This window comes from Nocardia brevicatena NBRC 12119, assembly GCF_000308495.1.
Classification (GTDB): Bacteria; Actinomycetota; Actinomycetes; order Mycobacteriales; family Mycobacteriaceae; genus Nocardia; species Nocardia brevicatena.
In genome coordinates, this window is the sequence record NZ_BAFU01000026.1 from 40,532 (window position 1) to 47,128 (window position 6,597).

Annotated in this window: 7 protein-coding genes; 1 reads left to right on the forward strand and 6 read right to left on the reverse strand. The window is 64.9% G+C overall.

Translation table 11 applies throughout. The features are described 5' to 3' along the window. Positions 1–25 precede the first annotated feature (25 nt). From ON20_RS05695 to ON20_RS05705, 4 genes are all read right to left on the reverse strand, one after another. Positions 26–244, reverse strand: a complete 219-nt coding sequence (locus ON20_RS05695) for a hypothetical protein (protein WP_157228707.1) — start codon at positions 242–244, stop codon at positions 26–28. Next, positions 241–645 carry a tyrosine-type recombinase/integrase gene (locus ON20_RS40205; protein WP_306306817.1) on the reverse strand — a complete coding sequence of 135 codons (405 nt, stop codon included), beginning with the start codon at positions 643–645 and terminating at the stop codon, positions 241–243. Before ON20_RS40205 ends, ON20_RS05695 begins: the two co-directional genes overlap by 4 nt. Beyond that, positions 563–1,285: a site-specific integrase gene (locus ON20_RS40210; RefSeq protein WP_306306818.1), complete on the reverse strand. Its 723-nt coding sequence runs from the start codon at positions 1,283–1,285 to the stop codon at positions 563–565. Before ON20_RS40210 ends, ON20_RS40205 begins: the two co-directional genes overlap by 83 nt. 299 nt (positions 1,286–1,584) lie before the next feature. Beyond that, positions 1,585–2,202 carry a recombinase family protein gene (locus ON20_RS05705; protein WP_040833890.1) on the reverse strand — a complete coding sequence of 206 codons (618 nt, stop codon included), beginning with the start codon at positions 2,200–2,202 and terminating at the stop codon, positions 1,585–1,587. 349 nt (positions 2,203–2,551) lie between these two features. Between ON20_RS05705 and ON20_RS05710 the strand changes: the two genes are divergently transcribed. Next, entirely contained in the window at positions 2,552–4,543 is a 1,992-nt protein-coding gene (locus tag ON20_RS05710) for a polyprenyl synthetase family protein (RefSeq protein WP_040833891.1), read from the forward strand. 260 nt (positions 4,544–4,803) lie between these two features. Here ON20_RS05710 and ON20_RS05715 read toward each other — a convergent pair whose 3' ends face one another. Beyond that, complete coding sequence (locus ON20_RS05715) at positions 4,804–5,457, reverse strand: Uma2 family endonuclease (RefSeq protein WP_040833892.1); 654 nt, start codon at positions 5,455–5,457, stop codon at positions 4,804–4,806. 87 nt (positions 5,458–5,544) lie between these two features. After that, positions 5,545–6,255 (reverse strand): hypothetical protein, encoded by a 711-nt coding sequence (locus tag ON20_RS05720; protein WP_157228708.1) that lies wholly within the window; start codon positions 6,253–6,255, stop codon positions 5,545–5,547. Positions 6,256–6,597 lie beyond the last annotated feature (342 nt).

Consider the following 6,597-nt stretch of genomic DNA (forward strand, 5'->3'; position numbering starts at 1 on the left):
GTGATCATGTCTGGCTGTGTGTTGATCATGGGACGCGGTTGCTGCTGCCGCACCTGGCCGGGGTGACGATCGAGGAAATTGCCGAGATCGGGGGCTCGGTGTGTATCCGGGTGTCCGCAGTGGTGGCGGCAGTGGCTTGTGCGCGTTGCGGGTATGACGCGACCAATTCGCTGGTCTGGAAGATGCCACGGGTGGCCATGAACTGCCGCAGGTGCCAGCGCATGACGACCCGTCGAGTGCTCACGAACTCTCCTTCGATCCGTTCGGTTGAGGCGATCGCGCGTAGACCCGTTTCAACGCCGTGCGCAGGGTCTGCTTCTTGAAGTCGTTACTGACCGAGGCATAGATCGCCGTGGTGGATGCATAGCGGTGTCCAACCTGCTCTTGGACAAACCGTTCCGGATAGCCGAACTCGACCAGATGGGTGACATAGGAATGGCGCAGACAGTGCAGGGTCAACTCCCTTGGCAGCCCGGCGCCGGCGCGGACCCTGGAGAACCGTTTCTCCAGGTAGGCGCCGTGGACGCGGGTGAGTCGTTCGGTCACCCAAAGGGCGGAATGGTCACCGGGTTTGAGGATCGGGCGTGCTTGCTCGACCCACTGCCGCATCCCGGCCAGGACCCAGTCGAACTCCGGGACCGTCATTACGGTGCGGCGCCGTGGCGTGCTTCCCCGGGTGGCCTTGCCGTAGCGGGTGCAGTGATCCGTAGGTGCCCCACTCGGGCATATGCGGGTTCGGGCGCAGATCCACCAGGTCCAGGCGGCAGAGTTCGTTGCGTCGAAACCCGTAAGCGTAGGCAGTCTTGATCATCTGCGCGTCTCGCAACGCCGCCAACGCGCCCTTGCGGCCGGATCCGGCGATGACCTCGACCCGTTCGTCGAGGTAGTCGAACAACTGCTGCAACTCGTTGTAGGACAGCGGGCGCCGCCCGGGTTGGCCCTCATAGTCGTTCAGGTGCGCGGCGGTGTTCCACTCATGGCAGATCTGCGACGGGATCTGCCCGAACCTGTCCCGGCATTGGCGCACCCATTCATAGCGCTGATCGACCAGATAGTCGCAGAACATCCGCAGCACCAGGTGGTAACCCCGAATCGTGGACAGAGCCAGCTGTCCACCGCTGTCGGAGGTAAGCGAGACCGTGAAGTCCTCGACATCGGCTGTCGTCCACTCCCCCGGATAGGACTCCGTGAACGTGTGGAACCGCCGGATCAGCGCGACCCGAGGGGTGATCGAGGACATCTGCAGGGTCCGGGACCGTTGCTGGTTCTCCCAACCGGTGAGCATTCCCTCGAAACCGCCGCGGCTTCGTCGAGATGCCGCACCCCCTCGACCTGGATCAGCCCCGCTGATCCAGGAATCTTCGCCAAGAAACCACTCCAGCCGTCAACTGAAAGTGACAATGTCGCATCACCGTAGCGGCAGCTGTGTACCCGTCCAAACCGGGGTTCCGGTAGTAATCGCCGAAAATCCAACGAAGTTCGTGTGGTCGCTGGTCAGTGGCTATAGAACCGGGGCGGCGTCGGCCGAGTGATGTGCAGGCCGGACGTAATCTGTTGGCTGACAGTGTCTTCGGGTGGGGTTGGCTATGCCCGCGGGGCAGGACCGCTGATGATGCGGTGGACGGTGGAGCGGCCGACGCTGTATTCGTGGGCGAGGTCGGCCAGACTCGCGTTGTCGTCGGGGTCGTGATATCGGCGGTGGATCGTTTTCCGTGCTGCCAGAGGTAGCTTCGGCTGCTTGCCCTTGAGACGGCCCTTCGCGCGAGCCTTGGCCATACCCTCGCGAGTCCGCAGGTGGTTCAGGTTGGCTTCGAATTCGGCGACCATGGCGAGGGTTTGCAGGAACAGCTTGCCGAACGGGTCGGCCCAGTCGTAGATCTGGCTGTCGAGCCCGAACAGGACATCTCGTTCGCGCAGGCTGGTCAGGATCTCGCCGGCCTCGGCCATGTTGCGGGCGAACCGGTCGAACTTCGTTGTGGTCAGCACCACCTGTCGCCCGGTGACGGCCGCGGCGGCGGAGGTGACCGCTGTGAGCGCGTTGTCGAGGCCGGTGCGGTTGCGGCGGGTGGTGCCGGAGAATCCCTTGTCGATGAAGATCCGTTCGCGTGGCACTGCGAGGGCGAGCAGTTGCTCGGTTTGGATCTCGGCGTCTTGTTCGTCGGTGGAGCAGCGCACGTATCCGACGCGGAAGGGATCGATCACCGTGCGATCGTTCCATATGACGGGAGTTCATCGGAACAGTTCGCGGAACACCTCTACGGAACACTGTGACCTGGGCCGGAATCTTGCGGCTGTGGTGTTCCGTTGGCCGATCGACCACCGGAACACCGCGACCGGAGGACTTCGGCCCTGGTCCCGGGCATAGCCCTACTTGTCCCCGGCAACGTCGATCGGGGAGTTGTTCGCTCGAGCGGCGCTCGCCAACCGACATCACCCAAGCGATGGAGGCATCAAAATCGGCTGATATCAACATCTTCCGCGCCATGGTGGTGTCAAATCTCATTGATCAACAGTGTTTGGCCGACCGATGTAACCACTCAGGAGCGAGCGTATGCCCCGTGAAATCGATTCCGCTGTCTTCGTGCACCTGGATGCCGACTTGGACCGCGTCCGTGACGTTCTCGGACCGGTACGGTTCGAGGGTAGGCCCGAGCTGACCGCGCTCACGGACGAAGGGTCCGACACCTCTCGCCGTCTGGTGCGCCCCACGTTGACGTTGCTGTCGTACTACCTGCTCACCGATCCCGCGGTCCCGGCCGACGACCGGGTGGTGCGCGCCGCCGCTGCCGTCGAGTTGCTGCATCTGGGATCGCTTTACCACGACGACGTCGTCGATCACGCCTACCAGCGTCGAGGCCGTCCCAGCGCCAACGCGGTGTGGGGTTCGCATATGGCCGTACTGAGTGGGGACTCCGTGATGCTCGCGAGCGTGCGCATGCTGGCCGAACTCGGCCGGCGCGAAGTCCTCGCAGGCTCGATCGCGGGTGAGCAGATGTGCGCGGGCATGGTGATCGAGGCTGCCGACCAGTATGTGGCCTCCCGCAGCGAGCAGTCCTACCTGGACGCGATCGCCGGCAAGACGGCGGCGGTGCTGTCGCTGGCGTGCCGGGTCGGCGCGATGCAGGCCGGCTGCTCCGATGAGCAGGAAGAGGCGTTGGCCCTGTTCGGTCGACAGTTCGGGCTGGCCTACCAACTGTGGGACGACATCCTCGATCTGACCTCGACCGCCGAAGAAATGGGCAAGCCCGTCAACGCGGATCTGCCCGAGGGCATCTACACGCTTCCCGTGATCCGCGCGGCGGCCCGCGACCGGGACCTTGCCAATTTGCTGCGCAGAGCAATGACGGGTGAGCAAGCCCTACGTGCCCGCGAGCTGGTCATCGCCTCGGGCGCCGTGGCGGAAGCACAGGCGGTGGCCGATGAATTCCTGGACCAGGCCGCCGGTCGGCTCGCCGCACTGCCCGTCGACCCGAGCGCCCGCCACGCGATGACCGCCTACGCCCAGTCCGTACTCCGACGAACTCCCCGCCTCGCGGTCCCTCGGCAGTCGACGCAGCCGCCTTCCGCCCGCAGTGATGCGTCCACCGAGGAGCTCACGCAATGGTTGAGGAGCTGGATGGTGGACACCGGCCTCGCCCTTACCCCGGCCGAGGCCGACTACCACCGGTGGGCAGCGGCGATCCAGCTGCCGGCAACCTTGGCCCCGGCGGACACGGCCCGTGAACAAACCACCGTCGGCCTGGCCATACTGTGCCTGATATGGGACGACCTCTTCGAGGATCCGCAGCTGAGAGACCCGGAAGCCGTCACCGCGCTGAAACGTCGCCTGGTGGCAATGGTGCGCCAGGACCCGGAGATGCACGGCGCGATCCCGACGGCCTGGGCGGGTTTATGGCCGCGCCTGTGCAAGGGCCGCACAATCGGTTGGCAGGAGCGGTTCCTCGACGGCCTCGAGGAGTGGTTCGAAGCCTGCGAACGCGAAGCCCACCATCGCATCAACGGCTATATCCCGCCCTCGGCGGACTATCTGCCGCTGCGGATGTCGACCGGTGGGTCCGAAATCACCCTTGCCTGTGTGGAGGTGCGCCAAGACCTCGAAATTCCGTTGAAGGTGCGCAACCACCCCGTGATCCGCCGTCTCGAGGAACTCCTCTGCTGGGTGGGTTTCGTGGAGAACGACCTGGTGGGGTTGGAGCAGGACGAGGCAGACCAAATCCCCTACAACCTGGTCAGGGCGGTCCATCACGAGACCGGCTGCACCCGTCGCGAAGCCATCGAGCAGGTGCAGCGCCAGATAGCGGAGCATCGCGCCCAGCTCGACGCGGTGATCCGCTACATCCCCGCGCTCCTGCGCGTGCTTCCCGGCCTGTCCGGCCAGGGGAAGGAGTACGCGGCGGTGTACGAGCAGCTGACGAACGGGGTGCTCTGGGCGAAACAGAGCGATCGGCACACGCAAACCTCCACTTCGGCAGCGCCGGACTTGGAACGCTTGCGCCGTGAGATCTACTACCCGGCCGCCGAACCGGTACCCACCGCGCTGTAACCCCGCAGCCGGCAAAGCAGGGTGTCCTCCGCGATCGACCGTGGTGGTCGCGGGGGACGCGGGGTTGATACCGGTGAAAACCCTGGAATCGCGTGGCGTCGACCTGGCGACACGATTCTCAACGGCACCCGTGAAGCGCGGGCCCAGGGGTGGAGCAATCGGAGGATTGACGCGCCGACCTGCCGGCCTCGCCGATGGCAAGCGCTTACAGCGCCGGCCGTCCGAGCCGTTCGCGGCAGACCGGCGCGAGGGCGAAAGGGTCAGTACTCGAGGTCCGACCACGGGATATCAATCGGGAACGGGAAGTCGAACCGTACCCCGTCCTCATCGGCATGGGTCCACTCGCCGGTCAAAAGATAGTTCGCTGGGCGAAGCGGGCGTACACCGTGTGGAAGATCGCCAGGACTGGTCTCCAGAGCATAGGCGCGGATTGTGGCGATCGCGCTCTGCTTGGGGGCCAAGGTGACCTCCCAGAACCAGGGAATCCCGGCGCTCGCGTAGCGGCCCTTCTTGGCTTCCATATCGGATTGTGTATTCGATGGGGACAGCACCTCGCCCACCAACAGCGTATCGGCGGCACGAATATCCTGGTAGGGAGAATCGAGACAACGATGCACCAGGAAATCTGGGGTGAGAAAATCTGATTTTTCGGTTTTTCCGAGGAAGACGTTCGTTTCCAGAGTGACCCGCAAGCATGTCTCGGGTCGCTGCGACATGCTCTTGCGAGCACAGCGTTCGATCGCGGCGGTCATACGGTAGGTGAACGTCTGGTGCTCGGCGGGCCCTCGCCGCACCCATACCACGCGACCGTCCCAGAGTTCGATCTGCTCGGCGATCTCCTCGGGCAGCTGTTCCAGCTCCTCCCAGGTCATATACTCCGGGAGGTCCGGCTTCTCGCTCTGCGGCAGGGGCATATCGCCATGGTAGGCCGCCGACAGGTCCGGCCTCGAGAGATCTCGCCGGTGAATATCGTCGGACGACCGAGAGTAACCCCGTTGGCGTTACTTCCGGACCCAGACGGTGACGACCGCCTTGTAGATGTGGTTGACGTCGTCCGCCGAGAGGTCGGTGAGAGAGGCGATCCGGCCCGCTGCAGTTTTCACGCAGTAACTGCTGTCCGGCGAGACGGGGAGGCGCTCCACGGCCTGCGTGGACACCAGGTCGGCGCATCCGGAGCGGGTGGGGGCGCCGGGGGCTTCCCATACGGCGATCGTCGGCTCGGTGGTGAAGAACCCGCCCGGCGTACCAACCAGCTCGGCGCGGGACAGGTCGTCGTGCTGATGGTCGTAGCTGACGTAGGTGCCGGCCCCTGAATTGCTCGACAACACCTTGGGCGGGACCGAGTCCAGGTCGAGATAGGTGAGGTTGACCGTGCCGGTCCAGCGCACCTCGTCCTCGGCCGGGGCGACCGACGAGGATGCGGGGGAGGTCGTGGACGGTGTGGTGCCGGTGCTCGGCAGCGGGGAGGTCGTGGCCGGGGCGGCGGAACCCTCATCGGGCTTGACCGTCAACTCGACCCCAAGCACGACGAGACCCCCGACTGCCGATGTAATCGTGGGCAGCAGCAGAGCCGTCATGATCCAGGGATGGCGTCGAAACCAACTGCGCTGCTCCTGCGGTTCGCGGCTCCGCTGCCCATTGGCGTCCGAGCGCTGCTGCGCGGCTGGTTCGGAGTTCCGTTGCTCTGCTTCGGAACGGTTGTCGTCCCCCATCGTGAACAACTCCTTCGCGGGTCGGTTTTCGTCGAGATTATCTCGAACACGTTCCGGCCGAATCGGATTCGCCGAGCATCGGTAGCCCATCACGGACCACATCGATGCGGACGGCACATGAGGATGGGCGCGGCGGCGTTGTCGATGGGCTGCGAAAGGGCCGTTGAGAAGCGGCCTACGGCCTCTCCGGCTGTCCTCCACGGCATTCCGCGACGGGCGGTCGAGCCTGGACGGGCTGTTGGCGGAAAATGGATCGCGGTATGGTGCGTTGGACGGGTGTGCAGGTCGATCGCACCGATGGCAGGAGGGGCATGCGTTCCGTGGTAGGGCGATACGGAGGGG

Bases quoted from the DNA above. Each gene is read 5' to 3' on its own strand.
- ON20_RS05715 (WP_040833892.1), bottom strand. From the start codon at position 5,457: ATGCCCCTGCCGCAGAGCGAGAAGCCGGACCTCCCGGAGTATATGACC.
- ON20_RS05710 (WP_040833891.1), top strand. From the start codon at position 2,552: ATGCCCCGTGAAATCGATTCCGCTGTCTTCGTGCACCTGGATGCCGAC.
- ON20_RS40205 (WP_306306817.1), bottom strand. From the start codon at position 645: ATGACGGTCCCGGAGTTCGACTGGGTCCTGGCCGGGATGCGGCAGTGG.
- ON20_RS40210 (WP_306306818.1), bottom strand. From the start codon at position 1,285: ATGCTCACCGGTTGGGAGAACCAGCAACGGTCCCGGACCCTGCAGATG.
- ON20_RS05720 (WP_157228708.1), bottom strand. From the start codon at position 6,255: ATGGGGGACGACAACCGTTCCGAAGCAGAGCAACGGAACTCCGAACCA.